This is a genomic window from Synechococcus sp. BO 8801, assembly GCF_002252675.1.
Taxonomy (GTDB): domain Bacteria; phylum Cyanobacteriota; class Cyanobacteriia; order PCC-6307; family Cyanobiaceae; genus Cyanobium.
This window is the reverse complement of record NZ_NQKY01000004.1, coordinates 105288-119341: the sequence shown is the minus strand read 5'-3', so window position 1 is coordinate 119341 and position 14054 is coordinate 105288. Positions and strand designations below refer to the sequence as shown.

The following is a 14054-nucleotide window of genomic DNA, read 5'->3' as shown; positions in this document are numbered from 1 at the left end:
CCCGGCCGCAGCTCCATCGTTAAGAGCTTGCAACCTTCCGCTGACCCGCCGGTGTCAGATGGCAGTAGCGCTCATCGATCCAGCCATCAAAGGGGATGTCCCAGGGATCCCGGGGAAGGTCCGTGGTGACGCAGGCGGCGGGCAGCACCGCCAGGGCGGGCACCGCCGCCCAGCGGGGATCGGCCCGCAGCCGGTCGTACCAGCCGCCCCCGGAGCCCAGCCGCAGGCCCCCGGGGTCCATGGCCAGGGCGGGCACCAGCAGCAGGGCCATGGCGGCGGGGTCCAGGTCCTCCCGCGGCTTCGGGCCGGCCGCCCCCACGGTCGGCGCCGGAATGCCGCAGGCATCGGCGGCCAGGGGATCGCCCGGCGCCCAGGGCCGGTACACCAGCTCAGGGCCGGCCACCGCCGGCAGGGCCAGCCGGCCGGCCCAGGCCGGGGCCAGGGGGCGCAGGTCGGGTTCGCTGCCGAGGGGCCAGTAGAGGCCGAGGCGGCCCGGCCGCCGCGCCAGCAGGACCTCCAGGTGCCGCCGGGCCGTTGCCAGGATTCCCGGGGCAGCGGCCGCCAGGCACTGGCGCCGCCGGCGGCGGAACAGGCGCCGCAGATCCTCCTTGGAGGTCCCTTCGCCGGCGGGCGGAATCACCGCTGAAACCAGCCGGTCAGCGCCACCGCCAGGGCGTCGGCGGCGTCGTCGGGGCGGGGGGGGTGCTCCAGATCCAGCTCCCGCATCACCGCCGCCAGCACCTCGTCCTTCTCGGCATGGCCCGAACCCGCCAGCGCCAGCTTGATCTGCATCGGCGGGAACTCCACCACCGGAATGGCGAAGCGGGCCAGGGTCATCATCACCACCCCCCGGGCCTGCACCACCGCGATCGTGGTGCTGGAGCGGTAGAAGAAGAACTTCTCCACCGCCGCCAGCTGGGGCCGCCAGCGGCGCACGATCACCCGCAGATCGCGGGCGATCTCCACCATCCGATCCCCGTCGCTGCGGCCGGGTTCGGTGCGGATCATGCCGCAGTCGAGCAGGCGCTGGTGGCCGCCGCCCGCGGCGGAGCGGCCTTCCACATCGATCACCCCGTAGCCGACGCGCGCCAGCCCGGGATCGATGCCCAGAATCCTCACCCCGCCAGGGCCAGCTGGAAGGCGGAGGGGTCGCCGGCGGGGCGGTCGAACACCTTGCAGAACGTCTTCACCACCCGCTCGCCGGAGTCGATCTGTTCGAGGGGGTCCTTGCGCAGCCGGTGGCGCAGGCAGCAGGCCACCACGCGGGCCACGTCGTCGTCGCTCACCTCGAGGTGGCCCTCGAAGGCCGCCAGGGCCCGGGCGGCCCGGTTGGTGACGATGTCGCCCCGCAGGCCGTCCACGTCCAGATCGCCGCAGACCGCCGAAATGCGGATGCGCAGGTCGTCGTCGATGGACACCTGGGGCAGCCGCTCCTGGGCCTCCACCACCCGGGCCTGCAGGGCTTCCTGGGTGCTCTGCAGCCGGTCACTGAAGCTGTCGGGGTCGGCATCGAAGCTGGTGCGCTGATCCACCACCTGAACCCGCAGCTCCGGATCCCGCACGGTGCGCACCTCCACGCTCATGCCGAAGCGATCCAGCAGCTGGGGCCGCAGTTCGCCCTCCTCCGGGTTGCCGGAGCCGATCAGCACGAAACGGGCCGGGTGCCGCACCGAGACCCCCTCCCGCTCCACCGTGTTCCAGCCCGAGGCGGCCGAATCCAGCAGCACGTCCACCAGGTGGTCGTCGAGCAGGTTCACCTCGTCGACGTAGAGCAGGCCGCGGTTGGCCTTGGCCAGCAGCCCCGGCTCGAAGGCGCGCACGCCCTCGCTGAGGGCCTTCTCGATGTCGATCGTGCCGCAGAGGCGGTCTTCGGTGGCCCCCAGGGGCAGGTCGACCATCGGCACCTGGCGGGGCTCCACGGGCAGCTGTTCGCCCCGCTCGGCCCGCTGGCGCACCTCGCTGCTCTGCAGGTCGGGGTCGCTCGGGGAGCTGTTGTAGGGGTCTCCCGCCACCACGTCGATCGCCGGCAGCAGATCGGCGAGGGCCCGGATGGTGGTGGATTTGCCCGTGCCCCGGTCGCCCATGATCATCACCCCGCCGATGCGGGGATCGATCACGTTGAGCAGCAGCGCCAGCTTCATCTCCTCCTGACCCACGATGGCGGTGAAGGGGAAGACCCTGCGCTTCCTGGTTGGCGTCACGGACGGCTTGCGGGCGGAGCCCCGGATTGTTTCACAGCCGCCCCTGGGGCCGCTGGCGTCACCACCGGAATCAGCGACAGCACCTGGGGCGGGGTGGCGTCGGCCGGGTAGATCAGCCGCACCCGCAGCTGCCGTTCCTGGCCGGGGCGCAGGCTGACCGTGCCCAGGGGCGGGCCCTCCTGGCCGGCCCGCAGCACCAGGTGGAAGCGGCGCCGACCCCCCGGGCCGCCGGCGTCGTTGTCGAGGCCGCTGACCTCCACGGTGCCCCGGAACATCACCGCCCGCGCCGGAGTGGTGTTGAAGCGCAGGCCGCCCAGGGGCTGGTCGGTCTTGATCGGCGATTCCAGGGCCACCGCGAGCTGCACCGGCCGCGGGGTGTCGTTGCGCAGGGGCAGGCTGAGGTCGTAGGTGACGCCGTAGTTGCCGTGGGCCGCCCAGGCGGTGCCCGGGTAGAAGGCGCGCAGGGGGGCGGTCTGCACCTGGCCGGTGCCCAGGGTGCCCCGCTCCAGCGAGGCGATCGGCCAGGAGATCGGGGCCCGGCTCACCGACAGGGTCGGGCGGCCCGGATCGGTGATCCGCCCCACCCAGGCGCTGCCGTCCTGGACCCCGCTGACGCGGGAATAGATCATCGGTCCCTTGGCCCCCCGGGGGCTGGGGCTGTGCTCCTTCGGGCTGAGTCCGCCTTGCAGCAGGCGCTGCCAGACGGCCGGATCCGGCGGGCGATCCACGGGCCCGAAGGCGGCCAGGGTGGCCACATCCACCGGACCGTCACTGTTGAGGCGCAGCTGCAGGTTGAGGCCGTTGAGCAGCGGGTCGAGGCCGCGCACCGGCAGGGGCAGCACCATCAGGGTGCTCAGCTGCCCCGGCGGCAGGGTCCAACCCTCCGGCACCAGGGGGCTGCGCTGGCGGGCGAGCAGCTCGGTGGCCACCCGGCTGCCGGGGCCGGCCCAGATCGGGGTGGTGCCCTGCTCCATGAGCGCCGGCAGGGGCAGGAAGGGGGCCGAGGGCTGGTCGGGGGTCACCGACTGGGACAGGGCGGTGGAGCCCGCCACGGTCCGCAGCCTCACCGGGACCTTGCCCCGCGGGGCTGCCACCACCGCCACCCAGAGGGTGGAGTCGAGGCTTTCGGGGGTGCCGGCGTAGATGTGATGGCTGAACAGCTCGAAGGGGCCGCTGACGGCCGCGTTCAGGTGCGCCGCCGGCACGCCCAGGGGCCGGCCGTCGTAACCCCGCTGGCCATCGAAGGTGGACAGCAGGATGCCGGGCCCCTTGATCACCTCGGGGTTGTTGTCGTTCACCATCGGCACGCCATCCAGCCGGCCGGGCAGGGGCGCCACCGTGCCCGGGCGTAGCACCGGTGGTGTCGGGGCTGCCTGCGGCGCTGGGGAGGGTTGCGGCTGGGCGAGCAGGGGACCGCCCAGGGCGGCCAGCCCGAGAGCGGGCAGCACCAGGGCGCGGATGGGGGCGTTCATCAGCGTTTGACGAGGGTTTTGGTGACGGCCCCGGCCATTGCCCGGATCAGCTCGGCGGAGCGGGGATCGTTGAAGGGACCCTTCACCATCAGGGCCAGGACGGCCCGCTGGCCGTTGGGCAGCTGGATCAGGGCGGCGTCGGAGTAGGCGATGCCGATGTCGCCGGTCTTGTTGTAGACGGTGATGCCCTCGGGCAGCAGCTCGCTGTCGGGATCGGAGGAGTCCTTGCCCATCCCCATCAGCAGGCCGAGGGGGATCAGGGTGTTGGTGCGGGAGGTGGCCATGATCTCCCGGAACAGGTCACGGGCCCGGGGCGTGAGCTTGTCACCGGTGTCCACCAGGGCGATGGAGCGGGCCAGATCGCGGGAGCTGGTGGTGTTGGTGCCGTCCAGGTCCGGCAGCCAGTTGTTCACCACCGTGGCCGTCAGGCCGAGGCTGCGGAAGCGGGTGTTGAGATTGGTCTTGCCGCCCAGACGGCGGATCAGCAGGTTGGTGGCGGTGTTGTCGCTCACCCGGATCATCTCCGTGGCGGCCTCGAAGAAGGGGAAGCGGGTGCCCAGGGGCTTGTTGGCCATCCAGCCGGCGCCGCCCCCCACCACCTCCTTGGTGAGCGGCATGGGCTCGTTCCAGCGCAGCTTGCCGCCATCGAGATCCTCCAGGCTGGCCAGCAGGATCGGCACCTTGATGGAACTGGCCGCCGACAGGGGCAGGTCCGGCTGCAGCTGGGCGAAGCGGCCGTCATCGAGCACCAGCAGGAAGGCGCTGGCGGTCAGCCCCTTCTGGGCCGCCGCCAGCCGGGCCCACTGCTGGCTGAGGCCGACCAGTTCCTGGCGCGGTTCGAACCGCCCCAGGGCCATGGGGCCGGTGCCGGGTTTCTTCACGACCGGTGCGGACGGCGCAGGGGTGCCGATCGCCCCCTGGACCAGGCGCGGCGCCATCAGCTTGAGGGCGGTGCCCACGATCACCCCCAGACCCACGCCCAGCACGATCAGCCGCAGCACCAGCCCCACCGGGCGAAGCCAGGGGTTGCTGCTGCGGGGACGGGATGGACGGCCAGCGCTCACGGATGCAGGACGTTGGGGCGATGTCCGACGCTAGTGGTCCTGGGAGGAAGGGAAAGGGCGACGGCTCGCCCAGCGCAACTGGCACACCATGCCCCGCAGCAGGGCCACCTCCGGGCCACTGACCTGGCCGCGCTGCAGCAGGGCCCGCAGCTTGGCCATCCGGGCGGCGGCGGTGTGGGGCAGCAGGAAGCCCACCTCCAGCAGCAGCTCCCGGGCGTCGTCGAGCATGGCTTCGAGCACCCCCCGGGGGCAGGGGCCCTCCCCGACGGAAGCCTGCGGGGCCGGGGCCGGGGCCTGCGCCGGCGTCGGGCCGCGCCGCCCGAGGCGGTGCAGGTCGTGCAGCACGACTGCCACGGCATGGGAGAGGTTGAGGGAGCCGTGGGGGGTGGGGGTGGGAATCTGCAGCAGCCGGCCCGCCTGCAGCAGCTCGTCGTTGCTCAGCCCCCGGTCCTCCCGTCCGAACACCAGCGCCGACGGCAGGGCCCGGTCGCCGGCCAGCAGCCAGGCCAGGGCCTCATCGGGTTCCTCCAGGGGCAGGGGCTCCCCCTCCGGACGGCCCGTGGCGGCCACCACCCGTCCGCAGTCGGCCAGGGCGGCGGCCAGGGTGGGGAAGATGGTCGCCCGCTCCAGCAGGGGCAGCCCCTTGACGGCCATCAGACGGGCCTCCTCACCGAGGGGATCGCAGCGGGGGGCGACCAGGCGCAGATCCTCGATGCCGTAGTTGCGGCAGAGCCGGGCCACGCTGCCCACGTTGAGGGGGCCGGCCGGTTCCACCAGGACCAGCGTGGGGCTCAAGGCAGGGAGTGCAGGAAGGCCAGCAGATCGGCCATGGCCTGGGGTTCGGGCTGGAAGCTGGGCATGGGCGGGGTCCGGCCGCTGACCACCTGCTGGATCAGCTGGCGGTCGTTCTTGCGCCGCTCGACGCCGTGCAGATCCGGGCCCACCAGCCCCTGGGCGGCCAGCCCGTGGCAGCCGGCGCAGTTGAGCCGGAACAGGCGGCCCCCATCGGTGGCCGAGCCGGTGAGCTCGAGGGTCTGGCGGGTGTAGGGATCGCTGCGGGCCGCCGGCAGCACCACCACCACCACCAGCAGGATGCAGGCCACCGCCGCCAGCGTCGCCAGGGCCGCCACCAGGCTGCGGCGCCGGGCGAGGGGCTGTTCGCCTCCCATGGGAGTGGAGGGCGTCACGGCGGCCGGGGTGCTGGGGGACGGACTGATCACAGTGCTGCGGTGGGTCTCGCGCTGCCGGCGGTGGTCGTGGAAGAATTGTGCATCGCCGGAACCGACCGCCCCTCCATGATCGAACCCCTCCTCTGCGGCATCGTGCTTGGACTGATCCCCGTGACGCTCGTGGGTCTGTTCGTGGCGGCCTGGAACCAGTACCGCCGGGGCAGTGCCCTCGGGGGCTGAGCGTTCGTTTCGACACACCCTAGCCAGTCCGGCCGCCCGGTTCTCCCCCTCGGCGTCTGAACCTCAGCCCTTCCGTTGGGATGGCGATGGCGTCGCCGTCGTCGTCCCTTCGTCGCAGAGGCTCTGCAGAAAGGCATCCGCCTTGCTGCGGTTGTGCCTCCTGAACAGTCCCGTGCGCCGGTGGCCGAAGCCCCCCCGGCGTTGGTCGAACCTTGCCAGCCAGCTCTGCAGCAGCGTCATCGACCAGTCCCGGCGCCGGGAGAAGGCGGCGAAGCCGACCACCAGCACGAGGGCGGAGAGCACGGCACGGATGCTGCCCTGGATGATCTGCCAGAGACCCGAGGGCTGAATCCCCCGAAGCTGGTCACCGGCGCGGATCTCCGTCCGCTCCAGCGTTTCGAGCATGGTCTTGCGCAGCGCCGGCAGGGGCTGGGCGAGGTCGGCGGGGCTCAGGGGAGGGACCCCGAGGCCCTGCAGACGCCGTTGCAGGTCCGAGGTGCTGGCGGATTTGTTGATGGCGTCCCGCACGGCCGAGATCCTGCCGGTGACCTGGCGGAGCTGGCTGCTCTGCTGGCCGTTGGCGTTGCTGACGCCACGCCACACCGCATAGCCCTGCAGGGGGATCAGCAGCAGAAAGCCCAGCACGGCAGCCAGGGCCAGGGCGGCGAGGTTGTCGCGGCGGCGGATCAGATGGGGATTGGCGGGGTCGAGATAGGCGGCCAGGTGGAGCAGGGCCAGGCCGAGCAGGCCGAGGAAGCCGTTGTTGATCAGGGCATTGGTGAACCGCAGCTGCCAGGCCGGATCCAGGAGCCGCGGCGGCAGGATGGCGGCCAGCACCACCAGCGCGTAAAGGATCAGCAGGCAGACGGCGAGAAGCCCGAACTGGGAGGCCATCTGTCGGGAATCGTCGGAGCGCGGATCGACACGCGTCGGGGAAGCAGCCATGGCGGTTCCGGGAGGAAGGGGCGGAAGTGGGTAGGCAGGTGAAGAAAGAAAAAAGGCCCTGCCGGGAGGCGGGGCCGGGAAACGTTCTCAACAGGAGCCGTCAGGCCTTGACGCGCGCCCCGTTGATGCGACGGCGCAGCTTGCGGCTGAAGCCGAAGGCCACACCGGCGCCGAGGACCGGCAGGGGACCGGGGACAGTGGAGGTTTGCTGGAAGCTGTTCTCGAAGGAATCAATGGCCCCAGCGCCGTTGTATACATTCCCCACTGTGATTGTGCTTGGGCCGCCAATCACAGACTCAATATCTGCCGATCCATTCGTGCTCGTAAGGACAATTGGAGAGTTCCCGTCAGCAAATGTGTAAGTGGCCGTCAGAATGCTTGGGGGATTCGCGAAATTGTCTCCATTAGAGTCAAGATCAACGGCGCTGAAGACGCTTGGGGAACCGGTGATCGACGCCACGTAGGTGAAGTCGAAGGGGTTCGTGGTGAAAGTGGGCAAGTCCAGGTTGAAGAGGAAGTCACCTGGGAGAGGTTGATTTGCGGAGACAGTTGATAAGGCAAGATCGCCGAGTGTGGCTGTCGAGCTGTGGGAGAAGACTTTGTCGTCGCACGTGAGATCTTGGCCGCCAACCCAGGCTGCCCAGGAGATCTGAACTCCGCAGCCTGTTGCGGCTTCGGCCGACCCCGCCGAGAGCGCCGCGCCGGCGCCGCCAAGCAGGGCGGCCGCCATCAGGCCCCGGGTCAGGAGGCGCTTGGGGCCGAAGGGGGTGGGGGTGGATGGTCTGGAAGGGGTTGATGGAAGGGATGGCATGGCCGTGAACGCCGGAATGGGCCCTATCTGAATACCATCCATATCCGGGGTGAAAGGTGTTAATCGGGGTCACGACTTGACATCTGCAGCGGATATACTGCAGATGGACTGACCGCACATGAAGAATTTTCAGCTGGAGATAAAGCCCGTCAGCAGATCTGCAAAAAAAGGAGACTTCAGGTCGGCCAGGTATCAGCAGGCAGCGCGGGTGCCACTTCCAGCAGCACCACCGTGCTCCCCCCATAACGCCGCTGATCACGACAGCGCCATCCCGGCGGCACCTCCGGCACCCCATCGCTGGCGCATTCCCACACCAGGATCCCCCCGGGGGCCAGCCAGCCGCCCCTGAGCACGGCCGCCGCGAGGGGTACGTAGAGGCCGGCCGCATAGGGGGGATCGGCGTAGATCAGATCAAAAGGGCTGGGGTCGGTGCGGGCCAGCCAGCGCAGCACCTCATCGCCGTCCACCCGGCAGCGGGTGGGGGCCTCCGGCGCGGCCGATCGGCCCTGGCGCACCAGTTCCAGATTGGCCCGGGCCACCGCGGCGATGCGGCGATCCCGCTCCACGGCCACCACCTCGGCGGCGCCGCGCTGCAGGGCCTCGCAGGCCATCACGCCGCTGCCGCAGCAGAGATCCAGCCAGCGGCTGCCGGGCACCCGGGCCGCCAGCAGGTTCATGACCGCCAGCCGGACCCGGGCGGCGGTGGGCCGGGCGGTGCTGCCGGGGGGGCTCTGCAGCCGGCGCCCCCCGCTCAGCCGCAGCGTCACAGGGAGGCGACCCAGTCCAGCCAGCGGCGCAGCATCGCTTCGCCCACGGGCCCGGACTTCTCCGGGTGGAACTGGCAGGCGGCGATGGTCCCCTGCCACACCGCCGCGGTCACCGGGGTGCCGGCGTAGTCGACGAGGGCCGTGCTGGCCGTGGCCTCGGCAGGCTCGGCGGCGAAGGAGTGCACGAAGTAAACCCAGGCCTCGGGGGTGGCGGCCGGCAGCAGGGGGCTGGCGGTGGCCGGGATCAGGGGGGCCCAGCCCATGTGGGGCAGGGGGTGGCCCGCCACCCGCGGCAGGGAGCGCACGCGGCCGGCCAGCACGCCAAGCCCATCGGTTCGGCCTTCCTCGCTGGCCTCGAACAGCAACTGAAGCCCCAGGCAGATCCCCAGCAGCGGGCGGCCGCTGGCGCAGGAGCGGCGCAGGGCCTGCTCCAGCCCGGCCGAGCGCAGCCGCTCCATGGCCGGATCGAAGGCGCCGACGCCCGGGAGCACCAGGGCCTCGCAGGGCTCGAGGTCGGCCGGGCCGTGCACGCTCACCAGCTCGGCACCGAGCCGCGCAAAGGTGCGCTGCACCGAATGGAGGTTGCCCATGCCGTAGTCGATCAGGCCGATGCGGCTCATGGCTGGCTGACGCTCGGGACCCGCTCGGCCGGATGCTCCAGGGCCGGTGAGGCGGGCAGGTCGAGGCCGTTGAGGTGGTCGATGAACTGATAGAGCCTGCCGACGCGGCGTTTGTCGAAGCGCAGCCGCAGGCAGGGCCGCAGCAGGCCGTTGTCGTCGACGCCCTCGCCGGTCTGGATGGCGCCGTCCTCCAGCAGGTCGGCGAAGCGGCGGTTCAGCTCCGGCAGCAGGCTGCGGGGCACCTCGGCGTTGAGCAGCAGCTCGATGCGGTCCTGCCCCAGCTGGGCGCTGTGGAACACGCGGTAGAACCGGCAGATGTGGGCCACGGCGTCCTCGGCGCTGGAGGCTTCCACCATCAGATCCACATCCTCCGGGGAGATGAGTCCCCGGGTGGCCAGCTCCTGGTGCACGTTGCGCTTCCAGACCTTCCAGAAGTCGTCGCCGTCCGGCGAGAGCAGCACCAAGGGAATCGGCGATGTGCGTCCCGTCTGGATGAGGGTGAGGCACTCGAACAGTTCATCGAGGGTGCCGAATCCCCCGGGCATCACCACCAGCGCATCGCTCTCCATCAGGAAGAACAGCTTGCGGGTGAAGAAGTAGCGGAAGTAGAGGAGACGCCCCTCGCAGGCGCTCACGTAGGGGTTGGGATGCTGCTCGAAGGGCAGATCCACGTTGAGGCCGATGCTGTGGTCGCATCCCGCGCCGCTGTTGGCGCCCTCCATGACGCCGGCCCCGGCTCCGGTCATCACCTCGAAACCGGCTTCCACGGCCTGGCGGGCGACGTCCTCGGCCAGGAGGTAGCAGGGATCCTCGCGGCGGGTGCGGGCCGAGCCGAAGACGCTGATCTTGCGGGCGCTGCGCCTGGGGCGGAAGACCTCCAGGGCCTCACTGATGTCGGCCAGACAGCCGGCGATCAGGCGCCACTCCTCCTCCTCCTTCTCCTGCCGCGCCACCTGGAGCAGGGACACCACGGCGCGCTCGATCTGACGGCGCTGGGGGTGGCCGTGGAGAGCTTCGGCGAGGGCCTGCAGGGGGCTGATGCCCGCCGCCGGCGGGGGATTCGGGGGGAGGGGCGGCGTCAGCGGAGCGGTGTCAGAGGTATTTGGAGATGGTGCCCGACAGGGTGTTCTTGGGAACGGCACCCACCACGGTGTCGACCTTCTGGCCACCCTTGAACAGCATCAGGGTGGGAATGCTGCGGATGCCGTACTGGCTGGCGACGTTGGGGTTTTCGTCGGTGTTGAGCTTGTAGACGCGGATCTTGCCCTCGTATTCCTTGGCGATCTCATCGACGATCGGGGCCACCATGCGGCAGGGGCCGCACCAGGGTGCCCAGAAATCAACCAGCACGGGCACATCACTCTTGAGCACGTCTTGCTCGAAGGAGGCGTCGGTGACGGCAGCGGCGCTGGACATTCCTTGCAGACTCGGGATGTAGTGAATCTAGCAACCGGGTTCGGCCGCTCTTCCCGGGAATGGGGCCAGCGTTGCAGGCCGTAGCGGAACCCGGAGGCAGTGCCGCCGGGATCGGCGGCAGAAGACAAAAAGCCCGGACACGCCGGGCCGGGGGGTGTGAGGAGTGTGCGAGCCGGAGCCCCCACATCCAGAGGTTAGCCCCCATCTCGCCTTGAGGCCGTGGCGTCCAGACCTGGGACGACCTACTTGCCCATGCCCAGTTGCTGGGCCTTCTGGTACACCTTGCCCTCGGTCAGAAGGGAGGGCGCCACCACCACCTCCACCTCACGCATTTCCTTGAGGGTGCGGGCCCCCAGGGTGCCCATGGAGGTGCGGATGCAGCCCAGCAGGTTCTGGGTGCCGTCGTCGAGGCCGGCCGGACCGCGCAGGATCTTCTCCAGGCTGCCGGTGGTGCCCACCTTGATGCGCGTGCCCCGGGGCAGCACCGGGCTGGGGGTGGCCATGCCCCAGTGGAAGCCCCGGCCGGGGGCCTCGGCGGCCCGGGCGATCGGGGAGCCGATCATCACCGCATCGGCCCCGCAGGCCAGGCACTTGCAGATGTCACCGCCGGTGACGATGCCGCCATCGGCCACCACCGGTACGTAGCGGCCGCTTTCGCGCTCGTAGTCGTCCCGGGCGGCGGCGCAGTCGGCCACGGCCGTGGCCTGGGGAATGCCGACGCCCAGCACACCCCGTGACGTGCAGGCGGCGCCGGGGCCGATGCCCACCATCACCCCGGCGGCCCCGGCCCGCATCAGCTGCAGGGTGACGTCGTAGGTGACGCAGTTGCCGATCACCACGGGCACGCCGAGGTCGCGGCAGAGGGCGGCCAGGTCGAGGGTCTGGCGGCCTTCCGGGCCGATGTGCTCGGTGGAGACCACCGTCGCCTGCACGAAGAACAGGTCGGCGCCCGATTCCGCCACCGCCGCCCCGAAGCGCAGGGCGGCCACCGGGGTGGCACTCACCGCCGCGATGCCGCCGCCCGCCTTGATCTCGGCGATCCGCTGCCGCACCAGGTCCTCACGGACCGGCTGGCTGTAGAGCTCCTGCATCAGGCCCACGAACTCCTCGCGGCCCACCGAGGCGATCTTCTCGAGCACCGGCTCGGGGTCGTCGTAGCGGCATTGGACGCCTTCGAGGTTGAGCACCCCGAGCGCCCCCAGGCGTGTGAGCTCGATGCACATGCCCACATCCACCACCCCGTCCATGGCGCTGGCGATGATCGGGATCTCCCGCTGGATCCCCCCCAGGCTCCAGCTGCTGTCGGTCACCTCGGGATCGACGGTGCGACCGCCCGGGACCAGAGCGATTTCATCGATGCCGTAGGCGCGGCGTACGGTCCGGGAGCGACCGAGCTGAATGTTCACCGTTGGACGGACACAGTGGGCACAAACTATCAACCGGTCCGCGTCGGCCCCCGGCCCGTGCCCGTGCCCTGGATCACTCCCGGCCGCGGAAGTCGTTCCAGCGGCGGCTCCAGTCGGCGAAGACCTGGTCCCGGTCGCTCTTGCGCACCAGCCGGGTGGCGGTGAACCGGAGCGCGGCGATCAGGCCCACCAGCTCCAGCAGGCCGCCCACCAGGGGCAGGCTGTCGAGGGTGCCGATCAGGGACGCGTAGACCCGCAGCAGCAGCACCACCCCGATCAGGATCGCCAGCCCCTTGAGGGGGCCGCGGAAGCGCTGCCACTGGGCCTGCAGTTCGCCGCTGCCGAGCCAGTCCTTGATCTTCTGCAGCAGCAGATCGAATTCGCCACCGCCCTCGCCGGCAGGCTCCGCCGAGCCCTCCAGGGGGGGCACCTCCAGGGTGGCGGTGATGCCGGGTTCCGGCTCGCTCACCGGGGTGGGCACCGGCGCCGGGATCTCGCTGTCGGCTTCGGCCAGGGGCTCGAACCCGGCACTCATCGGCTCCGGCTCTGGCTCCGGTTCCGGCTCGGGGGCCACGTGCTCCGGTTCATGGGCCACGGGTTCCGCCGCCCACGGCTGCGGAGACGGTCCGTTCTCCTGGGCCTCGGGGCTGGAGGGGGCCTCGGGGCTGGAGGGGGGCTCGGGGCTGAAGGGGGTCTCGGCCATGGCAGGCGCCGGCAGCTCACGGCGGAGCTTACGGCCGTTTTCCCCCACCGCCCCGGAGCTGTGCAGGGAGTTCAGCTGTCGAGGGGAATCAGGCCACCACGGCCGGAGAGGGGCCGGACCGGCAGGCGCAGCGGAAAGCGGTCCTCCTCGAGCCAGGTGATCAGCTCGGCGCCGATCGACTCGGCCAGCCGTGGGCTGTGGGCCGGAGCGGCGGTGACGCGGCGTCCCTCCACCTGGATCCGGCCGGACCTGAGCCGGGCATAGCTGACCGAACCGAGGCGGGGCCGCAGGCGGCGCGGAATGGAGACATCCAGCACCGGCGCCTCCAGGTCCTCGTCGCCGCAGGCGGCCTGGCGGGCGACCGCTTCGTTGATCAGGGGGATCGGCGCCGCCAGGCCCACCAGCAGGGCGGCGCCGTGGCCCTCGAAGAAGCAGGGCCGCAGCCATTCGGGCCGCAGGCCGTGCAGATCCACGCTCACCGCCGCCACCGCCCCGGGGCTGAGGGCATGGCCGGCGGCGGAGCGCGGCACGCCGGGCTGGTGGCCGCTGCCGCTGCCCATCACCCAGCCGATGGCCCCCGCCACCAGCACCGGTGAGCCCGGCCCCAGCAGCGCCAGCCCCGGCATGGTGAGGCCGATGCTGCCGGCACCGCCGCAGCTGTGCAGGGCATTGCCGAACGGTCCCAGCACGGGGCCCCAGGGGCTGCGCAGCACCCCTTCGGCGCTGCTCACGGCCACCAGGCCGTTCTCGGTGATGCCCCGGTGCAGCAGCAGCCGGCCGGAGCCGATCCGCTCCAGATCCAGCTGGGCCTGCAGGTCCCGGCGGGGATGCAGGGCGGTGATGTCCCCGGTGGCGGCGAGGGTCAGGCTCCCGCCCCGCAGCAGCCGGTCGAGCAGGTGGGCGCCCCCCTGCCGCTGGGCTTCCCCGAGCCCACCGCCGATGGGCAGCACCAGGTCGCCGCCACCGCCGCCGCTCTGGGCGCCGAAGGATTCCAGCTGGGCGTCCCGGAAGCGGATCGGCGGATCGCTGGGGCCGATATTGAGGTGCAGGCTGCCCTGATCGGTGAATTCGGCATTGGCGGCCACCACCACGTCGGTGGCCGCGTAGGCCTCCGCCAGCCCCGCCTCGGCCACCAGCCGGCGGAAGTCGGCGGCGGCCCGCACCCGCAGCACACCCTTGCGCTGGCGCTGGCGCAGGGCCGATTCACTCCGGGCCGGCAGGGTCATCGATAGAGTGGGTT

General features: G+C 71.3%; 17 protein-coding genes. 1 reads left to right on the top strand and 16 read right to left on the bottom strand.

Going from position 1 to position 14054, the window contains the following annotated elements:
* Positions 1-19: 19 nt before the first annotated feature.
* Genes CJZ86_RS04915 through CJZ86_RS04885 form a run of 7 tightly spaced genes read right to left on the bottom strand, consistent with a single transcriptional unit; the run spans position 20 to position 5906 of the window.
* Positions 20-640, bottom strand: a complete 621-nt coding sequence (locus tag CJZ86_RS04915; protein ID WP_233133847.1) for a 5-formyltetrahydrofolate cyclo-ligase — start codon at positions 638-640, stop codon at positions 20-22.
* Positions 637-1119, bottom strand: coding sequence for a crossover junction endodeoxyribonuclease RuvC (gene ruvC / locus CJZ86_RS04910; protein ID WP_094584836.1), 483 nt, complete (start codon positions 1117-1119; stop codon positions 637-639). Before ruvC ends, CJZ86_RS04915 begins: the two co-directional genes overlap by 4 nt.
* Positions 1116-2201 (bottom strand): magnesium chelatase ATPase subunit I, encoded by a 1086-nt coding sequence (gene bchI, locus CJZ86_RS04905; protein WP_094584835.1) that lies wholly within the window; start codon positions 2199-2201, stop codon positions 1116-1118. The genes ruvC and bchI overlap by 4 nt, the downstream gene beginning before the upstream one ends.
* On the bottom strand, positions 2198-3673 hold the full coding sequence (locus tag CJZ86_RS04900) for a DUF3370 domain-containing protein (protein ID WP_094584834.1): 1476 nt from the start codon (positions 3671-3673) through the stop codon (positions 2198-2200). The genes bchI and CJZ86_RS04900 overlap by 4 nt, the downstream gene beginning before the upstream one ends.
* Positions 3673-4737: a serine hydrolase gene (locus CJZ86_RS04895; RefSeq protein WP_233133846.1), complete on the bottom strand. Its 1065-nt coding sequence runs from the start codon at positions 4735-4737 to the stop codon at positions 3673-3675. Before CJZ86_RS04895 ends, CJZ86_RS04900 begins: the two co-directional genes overlap by 1 nt.
* Before the next feature lie 30 nt (positions 4738-4767).
* Positions 4768-5532, bottom strand: a complete 765-nt coding sequence (locus CJZ86_RS04890) for an RNA methyltransferase (protein ID WP_094584832.1) — start codon at positions 5530-5532, stop codon at positions 4768-4770.
* Positions 5529-5906, bottom strand: coding sequence for a c-type cytochrome (locus CJZ86_RS04885; protein ID WP_094584831.1), 378 nt, complete (start codon positions 5904-5906; stop codon positions 5529-5531). The genes CJZ86_RS04890 and CJZ86_RS04885 overlap by 4 nt, the downstream gene beginning before the upstream one ends.
* Before the next feature lie 126 nt (positions 5907-6032).
* Here CJZ86_RS04885 and petG point away from each other — a divergent pair, with 126 nt between their 5' ends.
* Positions 6033-6146 (top strand): cytochrome b6-f complex subunit V, encoded by a 114-nt coding sequence (gene petG, locus CJZ86_RS04880; protein ID WP_015110794.1) that lies wholly within the window; start codon positions 6033-6035, stop codon positions 6144-6146.
* A 63-nt stretch (positions 6147-6209) separates the two neighbouring features.
* Here petG and CJZ86_RS04875 read toward each other — a convergent pair whose 3' ends face one another.
* The 9 genes from CJZ86_RS04875 to CJZ86_RS04840 all read right to left on the bottom strand — a co-directional run bounded on the left by CJZ86_RS04875 (position 6210) and on the right by CJZ86_RS04840 (position 14040).
* On the bottom strand, positions 6210-7091 hold the full coding sequence (locus tag CJZ86_RS04875; RefSeq protein ID WP_143594035.1) for a hypothetical protein: 882 nt from the start codon (positions 7089-7091) through the stop codon (positions 6210-6212).
* Between the two features lie 100 nt (positions 7092-7191).
* The gene (locus CJZ86_RS16480; protein WP_143594034.1) at positions 7192-7821 is read right to left on the bottom strand and encodes a hypothetical protein; all 630 of its coding nucleotides are present in this window, start codon (positions 7819-7821) and stop codon (positions 7192-7194) included.
* Positions 7822-8078: 257 nt separating this feature from the next.
* Positions 8079-8669: a 16S rRNA (guanine(966)-N(2))-methyltransferase RsmD gene (rsmD, locus tag CJZ86_RS04870; protein ID WP_094584829.1), complete on the bottom strand. Its 591-nt coding sequence runs from the start codon at positions 8667-8669 to the stop codon at positions 8079-8081.
* Positions 8666-9289 (bottom strand): imidazole glycerol phosphate synthase subunit HisH, encoded by a 624-nt coding sequence (gene hisH, locus CJZ86_RS04865; RefSeq protein ID WP_094584828.1) that lies wholly within the window; start codon positions 9287-9289, stop codon positions 8666-8668. The genes rsmD and hisH overlap by 4 nt, the downstream gene beginning before the upstream one ends.
* A complete protein-coding gene (locus CJZ86_RS04860) occupies positions 9286-10260 on the bottom strand; it encodes an LOG family protein (RefSeq protein WP_233133845.1) in 975 nt (324 codons plus the stop codon). The genes hisH and CJZ86_RS04860 overlap by 4 nt, the downstream gene beginning before the upstream one ends.
* Positions 10261-10381: 121 nt before the next feature.
* Complete coding sequence (gene trxA, locus CJZ86_RS04855; RefSeq protein ID WP_015110798.1) at positions 10382-10705, bottom strand: thioredoxin; 324 nt, start codon at positions 10703-10705, stop codon at positions 10382-10384.
* Between the two features lie 242 nt (positions 10706-10947).
* Positions 10948-12111, bottom strand: coding sequence for a GuaB3 family IMP dehydrogenase-related protein (locus tag CJZ86_RS04850; RefSeq protein ID WP_094584827.1), 1164 nt, complete (start codon positions 12109-12111; stop codon positions 10948-10950).
* Between the two features lie 73 nt (positions 12112-12184).
* The gene (locus CJZ86_RS04845; protein WP_094584826.1) at positions 12185-12814 is read right to left on the bottom strand and encodes a CAAD domain-containing protein; all 630 of its coding nucleotides are present in this window, start codon (positions 12812-12814) and stop codon (positions 12185-12187) included.
* Between the two features lie 71 nt (positions 12815-12885).
* Positions 12886-14040, bottom strand: a complete 1155-nt coding sequence (locus CJZ86_RS04840) for a homocysteine biosynthesis protein (protein ID WP_094584825.1) — start codon at positions 14038-14040, stop codon at positions 12886-12888.
* Between the last annotated feature and the right edge of the window lie 14 nt (positions 14041-14054).

Excerpts from the sequence above, each read along its gene's own strand:
- CJZ86_RS04900 (WP_094584834.1), bottom strand. The coding sequence starts at position 3,673 with ATGAACGCCCCCATCCGCGCCCTGGTGCTGCCCGCTCTCGGGCTGGCC.
- CJZ86_RS04885 (WP_094584831.1), bottom strand. The coding sequence starts at position 5,906 with ATGGGAGGCGAACAGCCCCTCGCCCGGCGCCGCAGCCTGGTGGCGGCC.
- petG (WP_015110794.1), top strand. The coding sequence starts at position 6,033 with ATGATCGAACCCCTCCTCTGCGGCATCGTGCTTGGACTGATCCCCGTG.
- CJZ86_RS04875 (WP_143594035.1), bottom strand. The coding sequence starts at position 7,091 with ATGGCTGCTTCCCCGACGCGTGTCGATCCGCGCTCCGACGATTCCCGA.
- CJZ86_RS16480 (WP_143594034.1), bottom strand. The coding sequence starts at position 7,821 with ATGGCGGCCGCCCTGCTTGGCGGCGCCGGCGCGGCGCTCTCGGCGGGG.
- hisH (WP_094584828.1), bottom strand. The coding sequence starts at position 9,289 with ATGAGCCGCATCGGCCTGATCGACTACGGCATGGGCAACCTCCATTCG.
- trxA (WP_015110798.1), bottom strand. The coding sequence starts at position 10,705 with ATGTCCAGCGCCGCTGCCGTCACCGACGCCTCCTTCGAGCAAGACGTG.
- CJZ86_RS04845 (WP_094584826.1), bottom strand. The coding sequence starts at position 12,814 with ATGGCCGAGACCCCCTTCAGCCCCGAGCCCCCCTCCAGCCCCGAGGCC.
- CJZ86_RS04840 (WP_094584825.1), bottom strand. The coding sequence starts at position 14,040 with ATGACCCTGCCGGCCCGGAGTGAATCGGCCCTGCGCCAGCGCCAGCGC.